The sequence below is a fragment of the Bacteroides sp. HF-4919 genome, assembly GCF_018860125.1.
Genome location: NZ_JAHKNF010000008.1, coordinates 265,962 through 282,142, shown reverse-complemented (window position 1 = coordinate 282,142; position 16,181 = coordinate 265,962). Strand labels below are relative to the sequence as shown.

At 42.7% G+C, this 16,181-nt stretch carries 14 protein-coding genes; 9 read left to right on the top strand and 5 right to left on the bottom strand.

Annotated elements, in window-relative coordinates; translation table 11 throughout:
* Positions 1 to 100: 100 nt before the first annotated feature.
* Entirely contained in the window at positions 101 to 2,638 is a 2,538-nt protein-coding gene (locus KO473_RS15320; protein WP_122130199.1) for a S9 family peptidase, read from the bottom strand.
* Between the two features lie 23 nt (positions 2,639 to 2,661).
* On the bottom strand, positions 2,662 to 4,845 hold the full coding sequence (locus KO473_RS15315; RefSeq protein ID WP_122130198.1) for a GH92 family glycosyl hydrolase: 2,184 nt from the start codon (positions 4,843 to 4,845) through the stop codon (positions 2,662 to 2,664).
* A 404-nt stretch (positions 4,846 to 5,249) separates the two neighbouring features.
* Here KO473_RS15315 and KO473_RS15310 point away from each other — a divergent pair, with 404 nt between their 5' ends.
* From KO473_RS15310 to KO473_RS15270, 9 genes are all read left to right on the top strand, one after another.
* Positions 5,250 to 6,836, top strand: coding sequence for a hypothetical protein (locus KO473_RS15310; protein WP_005780829.1), 1,587 nt, complete (start codon positions 5,250 to 5,252; stop codon positions 6,834 to 6,836).
* 85 nt (positions 6,837 to 6,921) lie between these two features.
* Positions 6,922 to 8,073 (top strand): glycosyltransferase, encoded by a 1,152-nt coding sequence (locus KO473_RS15305; protein ID WP_005807832.1) that lies wholly within the window; start codon positions 6,922 to 6,924, stop codon positions 8,071 to 8,073.
* 26 nt (positions 8,074 to 8,099) lie between these two features.
* Positions 8,100 to 9,119 (top strand): lysylphosphatidylglycerol synthase transmembrane domain-containing protein, encoded by a 1,020-nt coding sequence (locus tag KO473_RS15300; RefSeq protein ID WP_005780826.1) that lies wholly within the window; start codon positions 8,100 to 8,102, stop codon positions 9,117 to 9,119.
* Positions 9,120 to 9,201: 82 nt separating this feature from the next.
* A complete protein-coding gene (locus tag KO473_RS15295; protein WP_005780825.1) occupies positions 9,202 to 9,363 on the top strand; it encodes a hypothetical protein in 162 nt (53 codons plus the stop codon).
* Between the two features lie 697 nt (positions 9,364 to 10,060).
* Positions 10,061 to 10,213 (top strand): hypothetical protein, encoded by a 153-nt coding sequence (locus KO473_RS15290; protein WP_005820048.1) that lies wholly within the window; start codon positions 10,061 to 10,063, stop codon positions 10,211 to 10,213.
* A 135-nt stretch (positions 10,214 to 10,348) separates the two neighbouring features.
* A complete protein-coding gene (locus KO473_RS15285) occupies positions 10,349 to 10,822 on the top strand; it encodes a sigma-70 family RNA polymerase sigma factor (protein WP_005780820.1) in 474 nt (157 codons plus the stop codon).
* Positions 10,823 to 10,831: 9 nt separating this feature from the next.
* Positions 10,832 to 11,410 (top strand): hypothetical protein, encoded by a 579-nt coding sequence (locus KO473_RS15280; RefSeq protein WP_122130195.1) that lies wholly within the window; start codon positions 10,832 to 10,834, stop codon positions 11,408 to 11,410.
* 129 nt (positions 11,411 to 11,539) lie between these two features.
* Positions 11,540 to 11,701, top strand: a complete 162-nt coding sequence (locus tag KO473_RS15275; protein ID WP_005780817.1) for a hypothetical protein — start codon at positions 11,540 to 11,542, stop codon at positions 11,699 to 11,701.
* Between the two features lie 40 nt (positions 11,702 to 11,741).
* Positions 11,742 to 12,623 (top strand): polyphosphate kinase 2 family protein, encoded by an 882-nt coding sequence (locus KO473_RS15270; protein WP_005780815.1) that lies wholly within the window; start codon positions 11,742 to 11,744, stop codon positions 12,621 to 12,623.
* A 91-nt stretch (positions 12,624 to 12,714) separates the two neighbouring features.
* Here the strand turns inward: KO473_RS15270 and KO473_RS15265 are convergent, their stop codons facing one another.
* From KO473_RS15265 to KO473_RS15255, 3 genes are read right to left on the bottom strand one after another with little or no spacing between them, the layout of a single operon-like run.
* Entirely contained in the window at positions 12,715 to 13,257 is a 543-nt protein-coding gene (locus tag KO473_RS15265) for a DUF3575 domain-containing protein (RefSeq protein WP_005821341.1), read from the bottom strand.
* Between the two features lie 3 nt (positions 13,258 to 13,260).
* Positions 13,261 to 15,297: a M48 family metallopeptidase gene (locus tag KO473_RS15260; protein WP_005821339.1), complete on the bottom strand. Its 2,037-nt coding sequence runs from the start codon at positions 15,295 to 15,297 to the stop codon at positions 13,261 to 13,263.
* Between the two features lie 24 nt (positions 15,298 to 15,321).
* Entirely contained in the window at positions 15,322 to 16,140 is an 819-nt protein-coding gene (locus tag KO473_RS15255) for a hypothetical protein (RefSeq protein WP_005821337.1), read from the bottom strand.
* Positions 16,141 to 16,181: the final 41 nt, after the last annotated feature.

Genomic DNA, 16,181 nt, shown 5'->3' with positions numbered 1-16,181 from the left:
TTAAAAGAAACGGGGCCTTGGTTTTGAACCAATGACCCCGTTCTTTTTTATAAGCTTTTTATAATACCCATACTGCACTGCCTCAGTGGCGAGATATATTCTACAAGTGGCGTTCCGGATACATATCTTCCCACCACTGAGGACTATCCTGCAACCAGCGGGCAAACCATGCCATAATACTGTTATGCCATTGCACGCGTTTCGGATAGTCGGCAATAAAGTGGTTTTCTCCATCTACAGTGATGAACTCTACTGTTTTACCCAATATTTTCAGGGCATTGAATAGCTGGATGCTTTCACCGATAGGTACATTGGTATCTACGGTGCCGTGCAGCAGTAAGAGTGGAGTGTTGATCTTATCGGCGTTGAAGAGCGAGCCTTGTTTGGTGAACAGTTCCGGATTGTTCCAGGGATAACTGTCTGCGGCGGCTATGGCATTATAACCGTATCCCCAATAGCCTTCACCCCAATAACTGGTCACATTGCTGATACCGGCATGTGAAACTGCGGCGGCGAAAATATCCGTCTGAGTCTGGAGGTATTGTGTCATGAATCCACCGTAAGATGCACCGAGACAACCGATTTTCTTATCATTCACGAACGGGTGTTCCTTGCAGAACTGTTTGGTACCTTCAATGATGTCGTCAGCAGTACGTTTTCCCCAGGCATTGACATGGCGTGCTGAAAACTCTTGTCCGAATCCGATTGTTCCGCTTGGCTGGATAACATATACCACGTAGTCGCGTGAAGCAAACAGTTGTGCGCAGTACGGATTGCTGATGCCTCGTTCTGTCGGGGTCGTTCCTCCATAGTAATACACAATCAGCGGATACTTTTTATTAGGATCGAATGAAGGCGGCAAACACATCATACCTTTAATCTCAGTGCCATCTGAAGCAGTGAAATTCCATGGTTCCATTTTACCCAGTTCAATTTTTTCGAGGGTAGGCTTCATCGGGTCGGCTATCAGTCGAGAGGTTTTCTTTTTCAGGTCGTATACATAAGCGACTCCTGCATTGTAGCATCCTTGTCCGATGTAGGCTGCCAGCGACGGATTGTTTTCCGACATGGCAAATGCACTGGTGACATCAGTCTCCAGGTTCAGCTTTTCAAACTTACGGTCTTTGGGAGAGTAACGATAGATGTTCCGGCAATCTTCGTCATTGGTGCTAAAATAGATGCACCCGTCACCTTTGTTCCATTGCAGGAAGTTGACAGACGGATTGAACTCTTTAGTGATCGGATCGATCTTGCGGGTAGCTAAATCCATGATGAATGCCTGAGAGTCGAAATCATTGGCGATCGGATGATTACCACAATTCTTGCCGATACCGTCAAAAGCTTCCGGGCTTGCCGTCAATAGCAATTGCTTGCCGTCCGGTGAGTAGCTGGCTCCTCCGAGGAAGCGGTCTTCAAAGAACAGAGTATCGACAGCCAATGTTTCAAGGTTCACTTGGAACAGTGAACTCAACGAGAAAGGACGTTGCGTGATATTTTCCTTCGAACTGCTGTAAAGTAAATATTTGCCGTCCGGTGAGATATCCTGCATATACGTACTGTGATTGCCGTAGGTCAGTCGTTCGGAAGTTCCGTTGGCAATGTCATATCTGGCCAGGAAACTACGTCCGCGTGTATTCGGAATACGGTCGGCGGGGCTGACAATGCGTTTCAACGGCCCATCATCTTTCACGCCTTCTTCACGAGGATAGTATATCAGGAAGTCTTCGTTGGGCGACCAGCTGAAACCTTGCTCGGGAATGCCCTGCAGGAGAACTTCTTCCTTCAGCGTGATGGGATCGAGAGTGATGACGTCATTTCCTTCGGATGCCACTGCCGTATAATAAAGTTTATTACTTTTCGGCATCCATCTCATGCCGTCCCTCAGATTGGTGAGGAGTACTTTTCCTGTTTTCAGTTCAGTCAGTTCACAGTAGGTGCGTGAACGTTTCAACGAATGATTGTCCCAATAGCGGGTCAACAGATATTTCCCGTCCGGTGATACGGAAACAGCAATGGCGCGGTTGCCGTATACGGTATTGTCGAGTGCGAAACGGTGTTTCTGATCGGGATCGGTGCTACATGCCACTTCTTTGAATTTATCATCTTTCACCAGTTCGCACTTCAGTGAAGGCGCAGTCTTATCGTCCGGGGTTGAAAGTAGTTTAATGGCAATTTCATAATCCATTTCCGGTTCCAGGCGTAGGGCAATTTCTTTGGTTGCTGCTTTGGAGATACTGTCTTCCGCAGCATCTTTCACCATTTTCGATTCGCCGTTGATGAAAAGCTCCCACCGGACCGGAGAGGTCACTTTCAGTTTGCCTTTCATGAAGCGTTCGGCCCGTAGCTGAGTCTTCAGCAGATAAAGCAGATTGTCTTTATCGGCTTTCGCAAAAGTGACCAAGCCTGCCGTGTCGGCAGACAGCATTTGTGTCGGTGCATTGGCAAGGTCAAGCATTACCGGCGTTTGCAGCAGTGCTTTGGCGGTGTGTTTTTCTCCTTTGGGGTTGATACTGTCGTTCATGATCGGAGTGCGTACAGTAATGGCATTTCTTACCTGATACTGCGTCAGCCTCTCTTGTGCTTGTGTGGCAAGTCCTGTTGTCATCAACAGCGCCATCATCAGTAACTTTTTGTCCATTGTTTCTTTGAGTTTATAATTGGTTATTTCATTTTATATACCAGCGTACCACCCTTCACGATGTCTTCGTGGGAGATATAGTTTTTAGTATAAAGTTCACCATTCAGTGTGATGCTGTCGATGTACTTATGTTCTTTCGACAAATTTTCGGCAATGACTGTGAACGTTTTTCCATCCGGCAGGTGAAGTACTATTTTCGGCATCTGCGGAGCACCGAATATATAATGCCCGCTCACCGGATCGACCGGATAGAATCCCATTGCATTGAACATATACCAGGCTGACATCTGTCCGCAGTCGTCGTTTCCACAGAGACCATCGGGCTTGTTTTTGTATTGGGTATCAAAGATTTCACGTATCAACTCCTGAGTGCGTTCCGGCTTGCCGGCCAAAGCATACAGGAAGGTGACATGGTGGCTTGGTTCGTTGCCGTGGGCATATTGTCCGATCAGTCCGGTAACGTCTGCCAGTCCGCTTCCTTCCAGTTTGATAGTGAACAATGAATCCAGTTTGTTGAGGAAAGGCCCTTTACCACCGAATAATTCGATCAATCCCGGTACATCGTGCTGAACATGCCAGGTGTATTGCCAGGCATTTCCTTCAGTATAATCGCCTCCGCGGCTTTCGGCATGTGCCAGATCGCTGGGATTGAAAGGAGTTTTCCAGCGTCCGTCGGCATAGCGCGGGCGCATAAACTGTGTTTCCTTATCGAACAGGTTCTTATAGAATTCCGAACGTTTACTGAAGTATTCCGCATCTTCCTTTTTACCCATTAACTCTGACATTGTAGCTGCGGCGTAGTCATCGTAAACCGATTCAAGTGTACGTGAAACCGATTCGGCATCTACCTTGTCTGTCGGATAATAACCATATTTCATATAAGTTTCCCAGTCCGATTTCGGATGCGAAACAGTCAGTGTCTGTTTGATGGCATCGAATGCTTTCTCGGCATCAAAGCCATGGAACCCTTTCTTATAAGCTTCGGCAATAACCGAAACAGAGTGGTTGCCGATCATAGTATTCGTTTCTTTGCCCCACAAGGTCCAGATAGGTAAGTAGCCTTGTGCCTGATTTTGTTCGATCATCGAATTGATGAAACCGTCTACTCGTTCGGGTACGGCCAATGTATAGAAGGGGTGGGCAGCGCGGTAGGTATCCCAGATCGAGAAGGTGGAGTAATAGACTCCCGATGCTGATTTTACTACCGAGTCTTTGGCGTTACGGTATCTTCCGTCTACATCGGCAATATTATTAGGCTGTATCAGTGCATGATAGAAGCTGGTATAAAAATTCTCCAGTTCGTCCGGAGTACCTGTCACTTCGATGCGGCTCAAGTAACTGTTCCAGATGTCCTTGGCTTTCTGTCTTGTACCGTCGAAATCCCAGTCTGCCAACTCTTGATCCATATTCTTACGGGCACCGTCTACACCGACTGTAGAAATGGCTACTTTCATCAGCAGTTGTTCGTCCGGCTTCATGTCGAAACTCATTAACAGACGTTTTCCTTTTTCAGTTTCTTCCATTGGCAGGGAGATGGAATCGGTCACCGGCTTGCTGAACTTCATTACAAAGTATAAATCCTGATTCACCCATACGCTGCTGCGCACGTGTCCTGTCAGTGTTTGAGCATCTTCCCAATTGATTTCGCAAGCTTTTACGTGCGATTTATATTGTTGGGGATTCCATACCAATCCGTGTTGAAGGTCGAGTAACAGTGAGGCTGAATCGGCATTCTGATAAGTGTAACGATGCAGTGCTACATGATCTGTTGCGGTCAGTTCTGCTTTTACTTTATATTTATCGAGTTCTACAGTGTAGTATCCCGGTGTTGCGCTTTCTGTCTTTTTAGAGAAACCGCTTTTGTAGTCATCCCGTACTCTTTGTCCGGTGACAGGCATTACAAGGAGGTCGCCCAGATCCATACATCCTGTGCCATTGAGGTGAGTTTGAGAGAAGCCCCAGATCAGTGAATCCTGATAATTGTATCCTGAGCAATACTGCCATCCGATGGCATTGGTTTCCGGGCTTGCCTGTATCAGTCCGAAGGGCAGGCAGGCACCCGGGAAGGTGTGACCGTTGTCGGCTGCTCCGATAAAGGTGTTTACGTACTGGGTGTAGTCTTGGGGGGGGGCCGGGGTTTCGGGGGTGCAGGATGTGCAAAGACCGAGTCCTAACCATGCAAGCATAAAGGTTGATTTGAACTTCATAGAATGACCTTGATTAATTGTTTTGGTGACAAAGATAAGGAATAAAACCGAAAGATAGTAAAGAATAGAGAAAGAAGGCTGTAAACAAGAGGCTTAGATTTAATTTATTCGTTTCAAGAAGCTACCTGTTGTTATCCTAAATAAGTGAGATGCCGATGGATCGGAAATTAAGTTCTGAATAATGAAAGAGTATCTGTGAGGTATTCAAAAGAGAGCCTGTGAATGAAGTTACTGATATATTCGGATGAATGATTGCCTATTAATCTATATATTTGTGGAACCGTATGTCGTGATAGTATTGAATACGGTCCGACGATTATGGCGAACTTGGGAATAAGGGAATAGGTATTCTCTATGTCATGGGCTATGATTGAGTAGAATACATTCAAAGAAAAAGAAGAAAAATGAAGAGAATGAATGCGTATCTGTTGACAATGATTTGGATTTTGGGAGCGGTATTGGTTCTGATGCTCTTATGTTATGTGATTTCCGGTTTTGATTTAGGGGCACTTGTCCTGGTATCAATATTATGGTGCATTCCGACGTTGCCGTTTCTCCTGTTTATAGCCTGTAGTTTTATATTTGGACTGAAAGGTTTGGACCATTTATATTGGGCGATAGGGTCGTTGTGTGTGTATGGGCTGTTGACCTATATGTTGCTGACTTCGTGTCAGATGGCTGCCGATCCTAAAATTGTTCACGGAACTTTGAAAGTAGTTCTATTTTTTGCCATTGCTTTCGGGTGTGGCTGTTTGTGGCGCCCGACTGTATGCAATTTCTCTGTTGTACTGGGCATTGCAAAGATTCCTGCAACTTTGTGTGCTGTGTTGCTATTGGGTTATGTTATGCTTGCAAATATGCGAGAAATGGGTGGAGTCAATGATTTATACTGGGCAGGACCCCAATATAATGCGGATAAAACACTGTTTTATGATTATAAGATGCGCCTTTCTCCTTTCCCTGCCCGGGTTGTCGGTGTGCGCTATTTCAACAAATATGGGCATTACGTTGGAGGAAGTGCCGAGCAACCGTGCAATAATGTCCTTATGGATATGCGATTGGGGGACATCCCTGACGGGAGTGCCGATATTCTGCTTCACAAACGGTATAAACCCACTGTGGTAGGTTTACTGGCTGACTGCAAAAAAGCCTTTTGTTACGATCGGGATCATACCACCATTTATTTATTTTACAAGAGTGATTCTTTGCGTCGTGTGGAAGTAGACCATCACGAAAACGGTATTATTTCGAAGATTCGCAAGTATCAAGCAGGAACTGTCGATGAATATGATACGGTAGAAATGTTCGACGAACTGGGTGTGCCACAAAAGATGTTTTATAATAACAATTCGTGGTTTCGTCTCTGGCGTATAAACGATTTTCAGGTAGAGCCCGAGGTTCCTTGTTTCAAGTATGGATATGCCAGTCCGGATCATCCGGCAATAGATGAACGGCTTCGTAAAGTATTGGACTTCAGTAGACAAAAGGAGCAAACACGCGATTCACTTCGGATGCTGGGAGAGTCCGGGGATAATCTAAACATCGCTCTTCTGTTAGAAGGATTTATAATTGACAACCATACTACGATCTCGGTTGCGGTTGATGCTGATTCATATTACGGGGAGAACCATAATAGTGATTTTGAGAATTTGAAAACCGTCCGGCAGATGGAGACCATCTGTGATGCATTGTCTTTATGCCGTCTGGAATCGGGAATAACCGAACGCATTGTGCACTATTACGATGAATCTATTAAGTGTCCCCGAATCAGGATCAAAGAGAATAGTAAGCGTAACAAGTATATCATTTTCTATCTATTAGAGAATCGGGTTGTCAGTTCTGATTTTAAGCTTTCTTTTGTTTTTGACCCTTCGGCTCATATGGACAAGGTTAAACGGAGAGATGCGGTTGATTATTGGGAAAAGATGCATCAATTAGTGGATAAGTCTGCTGATGATAATGGGGATATGCCGACGATCGAAAGTGAATGATTTAGAAGAAGAACATTCTCGTCACAAGTCCGTCAAACAATTGTAATACGTAAGCTGTTTCTTTGCAAACAGATAATGGAATGCAATGATAGGTCTTTTTAACGATTGTTTCCCTCCGATCATGGATGGGGTATCACTTACTACACAGAACTATGCCTACTGGCTGCATAAGAAGACGGGGAATGTTTGTGTAGTGACTCCTAAGTCGCCTGATGCGAGAGATGCGGAAGAATACCCGGTTTACCGGTATTCATCCATTCCCATTCCTATGAGAAAGCCTTACAGATTAGGTTTTCCGCGCATCGACTGGCCTTTTCACGAGCGTATCAGCCGGCTTTCATTTGAACTGGTACATGCGCATTGTCCTTTTTCTTCGGGAGCATTGGCCATGCAGATTGCCAGAGAACAACATGTTCCGGTTGTAGCTACGTTTCACTCCAAGTACCGGGCGGATTTTGAGAGGGCCATTCCTTCCCGTCTGTTGGTAGACTATCTGATACGAAAGGTGATTCGTTTTTACGAAGCTGCCGACGAAGTGTGGATTCCGCAGGCTGCCGTAGAAGAAACTTTGCGGGAGTATGGGTATAAAGGTAGGGTGGAAGTGGTGGATAACGGAAATGATTTTGCGGGTGTCCCTTCATTGGAGTCCATGCGGCGGGAGGCACGTCGCGAACTGGGACTCTGCTCCGGGGAGTTTATGTTTCTTTTTGTCGGTCAGCATATTTGGGAAAAGAATTTGGGCTTTTTGCTCGATGCACTTGCACTATTACCGGATGTTCCTTTCCGGATGTACTTTGTAGGTTCAGGTTATGCAAATGATGAATTGAAACAAAAAGTGGCGGGGTTGGGATTATCTTCCAAAGTGACTTTTGTCGGTAGTATTGTAGAGCGTGAAGTCTTGAAACGCTATTATGTGGCTACCGATCTTTTTCTTTTTCCTTCTTTATATGATAATGCCCCGTTGGTAGTGCGTGAAGCTGCCGCTCTGGGCACTCCTTCGATACTTATCAAAGATTCGACTGCTTCGGAAATTATTTCCGATTCGGTAAATGGTTTTCTGAGTTTTAATAGTACGGATGCCTATGCCGGTCGGATACGTGAAATATTGCAGGCCCCTGCCGTGATCAGACAAGTGGGAGAGGAGGCGTCGCGAACCATTGCCCGTTCGTGGGAAGATGTCACCGAGGAGGTGTACGACCGTTATAGCCGGTTGATAAAACGGAAAGAAAACCGGTAACTTGTAATATCCCAATTCTTTTAATCATGTCAGATTCTATTAAAACCTTTAAAGCCGGCTATATCCTGCTTCCCGTCCTGATAGGGCTGTCAGTGGTAGGGTGGCTGTTCTACCGGGAGTTCAATCCGGAACTTTTCAGTGATATTCATTTCTCCTGGCGTCTGGTAGGCGGATTGCTACTTGCCATACTTTTTATGTTTGGGCGAGACGGTGGGTTGATGTGGCGTTTCCGCTTTATTACTGACAGGGAATTGACTTGGCGTCAGGCATTTCGGGTAAATATGCTTTGTGAATTCACATCGGCAGTGACTCCCTCTGCAGTGGGAGGGAGTAGTCTGATTGTGTTATTTTTGAATAAAGAAGGCATTAATGCCGGACGCAGTACAGCTTTGACTATCTCCTGCCTGTTTTTGGATGAATTGTTTCTTGTATTGGGCTGCCCGCTGGTTTTACTCTTATTTTCGTTTGATGATTTGTTTGGTAATGTGGCTATATTATCGTCAGGAATTGAGATTCTGTTTTTCCTGGTTTATGGGGTCGTTACGATCTGGACTTTCCTGTTGTATCTTGCTTTGTTCCGGCGTCCGGAATGGGTAAAACGTTTGTTACTCACTATTTTCCGCTTGCCACTGCTCCGACGTTGGCACAAGGCCATTGAAACACTTACGGACAATCTGGTATTAAGTTCCAGAGAGATGAGTCAGAAGTCTTTTACCTTTTGGTTGAAAGCTTTTGGGATTACTTGCTTGGCTTGGATTTCACGTTATCTGGTAGTCAATGCTTTGCTGATAGCCTTTACCACTTCGGGCAGCCAACTGTTGGCCTTTGTACGTCAGCTGATTCTATGGGTAGTTATGACTATCAGCCCTACTCCCGGCGGCAGCGGAGTGAGCGAATATATGTTTCGTGAATATTATACCGATTTTTTTGATGTGGCAGGCATGGCTTTGGTTGTTGCTTTCGTTTGGCGGATTATTACCTATTACATGTATTTGCTGATAGGTGCTATAATTATTCCCGGTTGGGTGAAGAAGTTGAGAGATTAAACAATGTTGTCACAAGCCTGTAAAAAGAACGTAAATTCTTGCCGCTATCTTTGTCCTGTCAAAATTAAAAGAGAAAAGCCTTATGAGTAGAGAAGAATTACAGCAGAAAAGTCGTTTCGCCATGATAGGAACATTGATGACCATTGTCAGTCTGGTGTTTTTGTTTTATGTAGGCAGTTCGCTGCTCAATACAACCAAGAAATATAAAGAACAAGCCATTGAGATAGCGTGTATGGACAGATAGTTAGTTACTTAGTATCCGGTGACTACTTGATCAGTTCTTAGGCTGATGAGATTTTTTGGACCTCCTTTTCTACATGCGGATTATTAATAAAACAACTCGATTTTGTGCTGCTTATAATGCATTGTAAATAAGAATATTACTGTTCTTTTCGATGTCTTTATCTCAGCCCGGGTACGAGGTTCCATGGGTTTGTGTACCCAGGACAGGATAATACTCAAACCATTTTTGCTTAATATACTAAGGAGAATAAAATGCTTTATATGATACAAAGAGATAAGTAATTAATGTCATTTTCTTGTTTATTAGGACTTTATAACGAATAAATCCTCTTAAATGAAGGGTGGAAGATGGAAGATCGAAATGCATTTTCTGAGTTCTTCTTCAAATTTGGTGGTAAGTTTTCTTTTACTCATGGAATTTAATTCCGTTTTCGGAAGTGTAAGCCCTCGTTTATAGTTGACAAAAAAGCAAGTATCCCGGCTTTCCCCCGAAGAGTCCATCCATAAGGTGAAGAAGCAAATTTTAAAATAAACCATCTGAAAATCAATATCTTTAAAAAGTAAGATTTCTATCCTCAAAAGCTTTGTTTTAACACAGAGTTAAAGCTTGTTCTTTGGATGTGAATAACAAGTTCTTTAAATGCAAAAGCCTTATTATTTGCGCATAAGAACCTGACAAACTGCAAAAGGCGTTAACAATGTTAATTGAAGAAAGGGATAAGGATGAAGATACCGGTTCAGACGGCGCAAATTCACTTCCGAAACTTGAGTTATCTTATTCAGCCGGTGTCTATTTTTTCTTATTAAAGCAAGCAAAAAGGACAATTATCAACTTGAAAATAAAGAAATAAAGAATTTACCACCAAATTTGAAGAAGAACCATTTTCTGTATGAGAGGAAGCAAGTAATGTATCTTAATTTATTTCTCTTTTCTCTGAAACTATTTTCTTCTTTTGCCGACTAATGGATTAAAAGAGACAAGAAACATGGAAATAGAAAAGGATTTTATAAACCTGTTGACTTTACACAAAGCTCTTATATATAAAGTTTGTTTTATGTATACTTCCAACCAGGAAGATTTGAACGACCTCTATCAGGAAGTAGTAGTAAACTTATGGTGCTCTTATCCGGGATTCAGGAATGAAAGCAAGTTGTCTACGTGGATATATCGTGTAGCTTTGAATACTTGTATTTCGGATTTACGAAAAAAGAAAGCATTGGATTATGTGCCGTTGAGTATGGAACTCGGAGTGTATGATGATTGTTTGCGCTATGAGTCGTTGAAGGAAATGTATCGGTTAATACGTCAACTGGATAAATATGAACGAATGTTTGTCTTATTGTGGCTGGATGAAAATAGTTATGAAGAAATAGCAGCCATCACCGGAAGTAACCGGAATACTGTGGCTGTAAGGTTACACCGGATCAAAGAGAAATTAAAGAAGATGTCGAACCAATAAAAAACAAATATGGAACTGGATGAATTAAAACAAAAATGGATGGAACTCTCCGAACAGGTGGAGAAAAATGAATTACTCAACCGCCAGATAATTATAGATATGATACAGTCAAAGAAAGAAACCTATTTGCAGCAACAATTGCGTGTGGAAAAGATTGGTTTCGGTGTCTTAGGTATTTTTCTGGGTGTGGTATGTTATACCTTTTGGAGAAATGTAGCTCCCGACTGGATTTCATGGTATTTGCTGGGAATGGTGATATGGCTTTTGGTTATGCAAAGTTTCATGTTTCGGATTGTATATACCTTAAAGACTGTAACAGAACATGTAGAGCAACAATACAGGAGGTTACAATCTTACAAGGTGTTGATGAATCTGACATATATTTTTGCGTATGTGGCAATCACTCCCGTCATAATTGCCTTTTTCTGTATATGGCATAACCCTCTTTTTAGAACAACATTGTGTGTGATGATACTGGCTGGCTTTTTGGGAGACTATTTTATTTATCATAAGACCAGTGACCGGTTAAAAGGGTTTAGGGAAGCTGTCCGTTCGTTGCAGAATTTAAAGTCTGGAGGTAAAGAATAGAATTTAAGCCTCCTTTGGTTTAATTAGCTAATCGGATGAAACTTTTTTGCCCGATTCTTTGTATCTTTATTACCGGATTATAACAGGTGTCACTGTAAAAGGTTGCACTCTAAAAAGAAAGGATCAGAAATGGATACAAACGAGTTAAAACAAAGACAGCATTTCATTCTAATCAGGACGTTGCTGGTTGTCACAGCTCTTGCCCTGTTGGTCTATATCGCTTTCTCAATGGCCTATTCATCCAGAAGATTTCAGGAAAGTACTTCAATTATCGAATTGGTTAGTGATTAGCTAAATAACGTCCGAAGAAGATAATAAACAGATTGGCGAAATGAAAAAAGAAATCTTGAAAAGGCTGTTGGCTACTCCCGGAGCGGAACATACCGTTTCGGAATTTGATACTCACTTTACAGGCGATTTGACCAAACAGGAAGCCGGGGCATTACTGGCTGAAGATATTGAGAAGCTTTCTGCTTTGCAGGGGAAACTGTATGCACAGGACCGATATTCGGTCCTCGTCATTTTTCAGGCAATGGATGCTGCCGGAAAGGACGGAACAATTAAACATGTAATGTCCGGTATCAATCCGCAGGGTTGTCAGGTATACTCTTTCAAACAACCATCAGCCGAAGAACTCGACCATGATTATCTTTGGCGTATCAACAGATGCCTGCCGGAAAGAGGGCGTATCGGCATATTCAATCGTTCGCAGTATGAGGATGTGTTGATTGCCAAGGTACATCCTGAGATTATTTTGTCTAATAAGTTGCCGGGTGTCACCAGTCTGGAAGATGTCACTCCGAAATTCTGGAAAAAGCGCTATCGTCAGATAAATGATTATGAACGCTATCTGACGGAGAATGGTACGATTGTTATCAAATTCTTCCTGAATGTTTCGAAAGATGAACAGAAGAGACGCTTTTTGGCACGGCTGGAAGATGAGGCAAAGAACTGGAAATTTTCTACTTCCGATTTGAAAGAGCGTAGCTATTGGGATGATTATATGAAGGCTTATTCGGATATGCTGACTCATACTTCGACGGAAGATGCACCGTGGTATGTGATTCCGGCTGATAATAAATGGTTCATGCGTTATGCTGTGGGGCGGATTCTTTGTGAACGCATGGGTGAACTTGATTTGCATTATCCGGAAATGCCTGTTGAGGCACGGCATAAGATTGATGATTTCAAAAAAGCTTTGCTGGATGAATGAATAAAAAGCGGATTATCCGTCACAGACAATCCGCTTACTTTTTAACATTAGATTTTTAGAGAACTATGAAATTATTTATGGAAAGTACTTGCTATTTGAGTATATAAATAAGACTGAATCCGAGCTTGGTTAATCCGAAGTAGTTGGAATGGTCTTGTCCAAGGAATAATCCACATTTGGGACGTTCATATTTATCATAATTCATCGATGCATATCCTATTCCGGCGGACACTTCAATGTTCCATCGTTTTTTCCAGATCCATTGGTAGCCATAAGATGTCCCGATCCCGTATAAATCTCCCTGATAGCGATATTTACTGAATCCTCCATTGTACTGGCCATAATGGGCATGAAGTCCCATAAAGTGTTTATAGAAAGGGATGCAAAACCAATATTTGATTTCCGGTTGAACTAAGAAACCACCCATTTTACGATTGTCGGATAAAAAAGTCCACCCTTTATACATGATATCTGTTCCTGCAGTTAGCCGAGGTGAGATTTTGAATTCAGCTCCCAGGTTTACAGTGGTGGTTGCCCAGGAGAGGGCATTGGTTCTCAATGCTATTTCTTGTGAAAGTATGGAGGGCAGCGGAATAAGCAATAGCAAAAGTAGGAAGAAGGCTTTCTTTTTCATACATTATTTCTTATCTATATCTAATAAATCCAGTAAATCTAATACGTCTCCATCTTTTAAAGCAATTTCTTTTAAAGACGGTTTTTGGGCGATGGCGTTCCTCAGGTGAGTAACAGCTTCGCCTATGTTGTCCAACCTGTTTGCAGCGATTGCTCTGACATATTCGCTCTCGGGAGAAGTATCTTCTATGCTTTTCAGGATTTCCCAGGCTTTTTGGTTTTGCTTCATGCTCAGCAGTAGGATGACCTGATTGATCCCCCCTTGTTTCTCGAAAGTGGGATAAGCTTCCTGATACTTTCCATCCATGGCGGCAGCAAGTGCTTTCACCATTTCGGTCTCTTTATTATCAGGCAGAAGTTCTGCGAAATGGTTTGCTTTTTTGAAATCCCGCTTTTGTAGATAGGCTACAGTTTGGTTGACCAGTATGGCCGAAGGGGCATCCTGAGTGATAAAGGGTTTCAGTAGAGTTGTATCGGCACGGTTTTGTTTTATTAAGAGTGATGCCAGATTGTTGGCTGCAATCATTAGGTCGGGATGTACCGAGAGGGCTTCTCTGTATAAAGCCTCTCTTTTTTCGTCAGTGATTTCTTTTTGATTCATGATGTAACTCCAGAACTCACTTGCCGTTAATTTTTTGGGGTCTTTCCGATAGAGAGTATTGATTTCATCTCTGTTGAGTGTACGCAGTTCAGAATACTCGTAGAAATATTCGACTCTTCGCAAGCGGGGTAGGTAGCGGTCGCGAATAAGCGGATAAATTTTCATTCGTCTGGCCCCCCAGGATATTTCATTATGGTTTCCCCGGGCGCGTCTGATCAGATCTTTGAGTTGGGTAACTTCTTTGATGCTGTCTTTTTCCATTAGTTCGCAAACCGTATTCCATGATTCTACTATGGCATCATTTTCAACTTTGGCCTTCCGGATTGTTTCTTCAGAAATATTTTCGAATACTTTCTCTGCTGCGTTTTTCATTCTTTTTTTAGCCAGTTTAAGATTGTATTCATACGTTCCTTCGGGAGAAGTGTATCCTGTGATCTGAAAAGTTGTCAGTGTTTTAGTACGATCTTTATCGATATCATCCAGTGCTTTTCTCATTTTCCTGAGTTCTTCAGCGTTTCTTCCTTCATTTTCGTAAATATTCGCATCTTCAGGACGGAACCGAAGATGCATTTCTCCTTTCTCATTGAAGTTGAGAGGGGTTTGTTTGGGTATATAACTGTTGTCCAAATCCATTGCACTCAGATTATAGTTGAAAAAACGCATCGGATAAATAATGCCGTTTGTGATACGGACTGTGTCCCGATATTCGTCTTTACAAAAAGTACTTATCTTGATATGCACTTCTGTTGTGTATAAGTCATTGATGTTATCTACTGTGCATGAATCGGCATAAGTCAATGTCTGATTACAGATCGAGTTAGGGTTTATGACTTGTGCGAAACGGGAATAATATTCTTTTTCTGACGGATCACCACAGATATTTCCACGGCGAAGCAGGATGTCGTAGTTTTTACCGTCGTATACAATGGGGGAAAAGTCTTTTCGGGTTCCCTGGCTACTGTTTACCAGAATTGGCTGAATGATAACCCGGGAGTCGTTTTGAAATCGTTTGGAAGGAATCTTATATCGGGTTTTAAGATAGAGCATATCTTTGATTAATTCCAGATCGGACGGAGCGAAAACAAATTTCATACTGTTCTTTAATGTGGATGTAACCATGATTTCGGGCAACAGGCTTTGTGATTCTTTGAGAATGATCTCCAGCCATTTTTCTTTACCGGAGTGAATAGTGACTGTTTCATAACCGACGGAGGAAAAAGTGATGATGGAATTTTGTGGGATCTCCAGTGTGAATTTTCCTTCTTTCCCCGTAGAGGCTTTCCATTTCTGACCATCTACCTGAATACTTACTCCTGAAATAGGAGCGGCTTCCTTGTCTTTCACGATACCACTAATGGTATGTGATGTTTGGGCTGATAGACGAACAAGCATGAAAGTTTGTAATAAGATAATAATCAGAGTTCGTATTCTCTTTTTCATGATTTACTGCGTTAATGTCCAAAGTTAGGGTATGATTGTTTCATCGTCATTATTTGTACCATCCCAGTCAGGATTGATGGTCACGGAGAAGCCGGAGTTCCCCAGAATGGTATAGTTAAAATCTGTGCTGATACGGGTCAGTTGGTTACGTAGAATGCGTACATTGTTTAGTGTGTTCTGGTAAACCGGAGAATCGGACTTACCATCGGCATATAATTTAAGGATAATGCTGGCATTCTCTGTTCCGGTTGTTGGGAAGGTACCTATATTGAAAGAAACGATACCTTCTGCGTTAGTGGCTTCTGTGACTGTGGTATGGTATTCGGCTATTGTTTCACCTTTATATAAAGTATCAATCTGACAGGTCGCCGCTACTTTATGCATTTCTACTGCGATTCCGGTAATGTTTTCGGGTAACTGTTTCAGTTGGAATTGAGTTACGGCTTGAGTACGTCGAAGAATTACGAAGTCTTGATAACCGCATTCACAATCAACGGTAAAATCATAACAGGATGTAAAATAATCTTTTGTTTGTTCGGCTCCCGGATAGTTTAAATTGAGTGCCTCGGGGGTAGTCGTGTCAGAAAGTTCCTCTTCCGAAGCATTGGCAACAAGTCCCAAGCAATACTCTCCGAATGCCAGTTTGGGAAAGCTCAGTGGATGCGTATCAGTGTCCAGGTCAGTTGCATTGTCTATAATTCCGGACTGGACCAGTGTGTTATCTTTATAGAGATAATAACGGATGCTACTGATTCTGGCAGACAGATTATCTTCCAATTGCCCTTTATCGGTAGCCGGCTGCTGGAATTTTTCAGCTGCAATTGTCAGGGTAACGTCACCCATCCAGCAGTTTTTCAAATCTTCTTTCCAGCAACTGCTAAAAA

What these genes read in the sequence shown, in the direction of transcription:
- KO473_RS15320 (WP_122130199.1), bottom strand. Translation starts at nt 2,638, where the DNA reads ATGGACAAAAAGTTACTGATGATGGCGCTGTTGATGACAACAGGACTT.
- KO473_RS15295 (WP_005780825.1), top strand. Translation starts at nt 9,202, where the DNA reads ATGAGTAGAGAAGAATTACAGCAGAAAAGTCGTTTCGCCATGATAGGA.
- KO473_RS15285 (WP_005780820.1), top strand. Translation starts at nt 10,349, where the DNA reads ATGGAAATAGAAAAGGATTTTATAAACCTGTTGACTTTACACAAAGCT.
- KO473_RS15305 (WP_005807832.1), top strand. Translation starts at nt 6,922, where the DNA reads ATGATAGGTCTTTTTAACGATTGTTTCCCTCCGATCATGGATGGGGTA.
- KO473_RS15310 (WP_005780829.1), top strand. Translation starts at nt 5,250, where the DNA reads ATGAAGAGAATGAATGCGTATCTGTTGACAATGATTTGGATTTTGGGA.
- KO473_RS15280 (WP_122130195.1), top strand. Translation starts at nt 10,832, where the DNA reads ATGGAACTGGATGAATTAAAACAAAAATGGATGGAACTCTCCGAACAG.
- KO473_RS15255 (WP_005821337.1), bottom strand. Translation starts at nt 16,140, where the DNA reads ATGGGTGACGTTACCCTGACAATTGCAGCTGAAAAATTCCAGCAGCCG.
- KO473_RS15290 (WP_005820048.1), top strand. Translation starts at nt 10,061, where the DNA reads ATGTTAATTGAAGAAAGGGATAAGGATGAAGATACCGGTTCAGACGGC.
- KO473_RS15270 (WP_005780815.1), top strand. Translation starts at nt 11,742, where the DNA reads ATGAAAAAAGAAATCTTGAAAAGGCTGTTGGCTACTCCCGGAGCGGAA.
- KO473_RS15265 (WP_005821341.1), bottom strand. Translation starts at nt 13,257, where the DNA reads ATGAAAAAGAAAGCCTTCTTCCTACTTTTGCTATTGCTTATTCCGCTG.
- KO473_RS15260 (WP_005821339.1), bottom strand. Translation starts at nt 15,297, where the DNA reads ATGAAAAAGAGAATACGAACTCTGATTATTATCTTATTACAAACTTTC.
- KO473_RS15315 (WP_122130198.1), bottom strand. Translation starts at nt 4,845, where the DNA reads ATGAAGTTCAAATCAACCTTTATGCTTGCATGGTTAGGACTCGGTCTT.
- KO473_RS15275 (WP_005780817.1), top strand. Translation starts at nt 11,540, where the DNA reads ATGGATACAAACGAGTTAAAACAAAGACAGCATTTCATTCTAATCAGG.
- KO473_RS15300 (WP_005780826.1), top strand. Translation starts at nt 8,100, where the DNA reads ATGTCAGATTCTATTAAAACCTTTAAAGCCGGCTATATCCTGCTTCCC.